The sequence below is a fragment of the Ochrovirga pacifica genome (assembly GCF_000220525.1).
In the GTDB taxonomy this organism is placed as follows: domain Bacteria; phylum Bacteroidota; class Bacteroidia; order Flavobacteriales; family Flavobacteriaceae; genus Ochrovirga; species Ochrovirga pacifica.
Genome location: NZ_AFPK01000076.1, coordinates 1 through 1,473 on the forward strand (window position 1 = coordinate 1; position 1,473 = coordinate 1,473).

A 1,473-nucleotide genomic window follows, 5' to 3' on the forward strand; every position below is an offset into this window, starting at 1 on the left:
CTTGTAGTCTCGGGCAGACTCGAACTGCCGACCTCTACATTATCAGTGTAGCGCTCTAACCAGCTGAGCTACGAGACTCTATGTGATTGTATTCTATAGCATTAAAAATTAACAGCAATTAAAAAGTAAATCTAACTCTTGAACATCTTTTCTCTAGAAAGGAGGTGTTCCAGCCGCACCTTCCGGTACGGCTACCTTGTTACGACTTAGCCCTAGTTACCAGTTTTACCCTAGGCGGCTCCTTGCGGTGACCGACTTCAGGCACTCCCAGCTTCCATGGCTTGACGGGCGGTGTGTACAAGGCCCGGGAACGTATTCACCGCATCATGGCTGATATGCGATTACTAGCGATTCCAGCTTCATGGAGTCGAGTTGCAGACTCCAATCCGAACTGTGATAATGTTTATAGATTAGCGCCCTGTCGCCAGGTGGCTGCTCGCTGTCATTACCATTGTAGCACGTGTGTAGCCCAGGACGTAAGGGCCGTGATGATTTGACGTCATCCCCACCTTCCTCGCGGTTTGCACCGGCAGTCTCGCTAGAGTCCACAGCTTAACCTGTTTGCAACTAACGATAGGGGTTGCGCTCGTTATAGGACTTAACCTGACACCTCACGGCACGAGCTGACGACAACCATGCAGCACCTTGTAAGTAGTCCGAAGAAATAAGTATCTCTACCTAATGCAACCTACATTTAAGCCCTGGTAAGGTTCCTCGCGTATCATCGAATTAAACCACATGCTCCACCGCTTGTGCGGGCCCCCGTCAATTCCTTTGAGTTTCAATCTTGCGACCGTACTCCCCAGGTGGGACACTTATCACTTTCGCTTAGTCACTGAAAAAAATCCAACAACTAGTGTCCAACGTTTACGGCGTGGACTACCGGGGTATCTAATCCCGTTCGCTCCCCACGCTTTCGTTCATCAGCGTCAGTATATACGTAGTAGACTGCCTTCGCAATCGGTATTCTATGTAATATCTATGCATTTCACCGCTACACTACATATTCTATCTACTTCCATATAACTCAAGACCAACAGTATCAAAGGCAATGCTACAGTTAAGCTGCAGGATTTCACCTCTGACTGATTGACCCGCCTACGAACCCTTTAAACCCAATGATTCCGGATAACGCTTGCACCCTCCGTATTACCGCGGCTGCTGGCACGGAGTTAGCCGGTGCTTATTCGTAGAGTACCGTCAGCTCATTACTCGTAATGAGGTTTCTTCCTCTATAAAAGAAGTTTACAACCCATAGGGCAGTCATCCTTCACGCGGCATGGCTGGTTCAGAGTTGCCTCCATTGACCAATATTCCTCACTGCTGCCTCCCGTAGGAGTCTGGTCCGTGTCTCAGTACCAGTGTGGGGGATCTCCCTCTCAGGACCCCTACTTATCGTAGCCTTGGTAAGCCGTTACCTTACCAACTAGCTAATAAGACGCATAGCCATCTTAAACCAATAAATCTTTAATG

1 tRNA gene and 1 rRNA gene are annotated in these 1,473 nt (G+C 48.6%); both read right to left on the reverse strand.

The features are described from left to right. Positions 1-4: 4 nt before the first annotated feature. Positions 5-78: transfer RNA gene (locus FS85_RS0114795), tRNA-Ile, on the reverse strand. 79 nt (positions 79-157) lie between these two features. Then, a 16S ribosomal RNA gene (locus FS85_RS0114800) occupies positions 158-1,473 on the reverse strand; the annotation flags it as partial.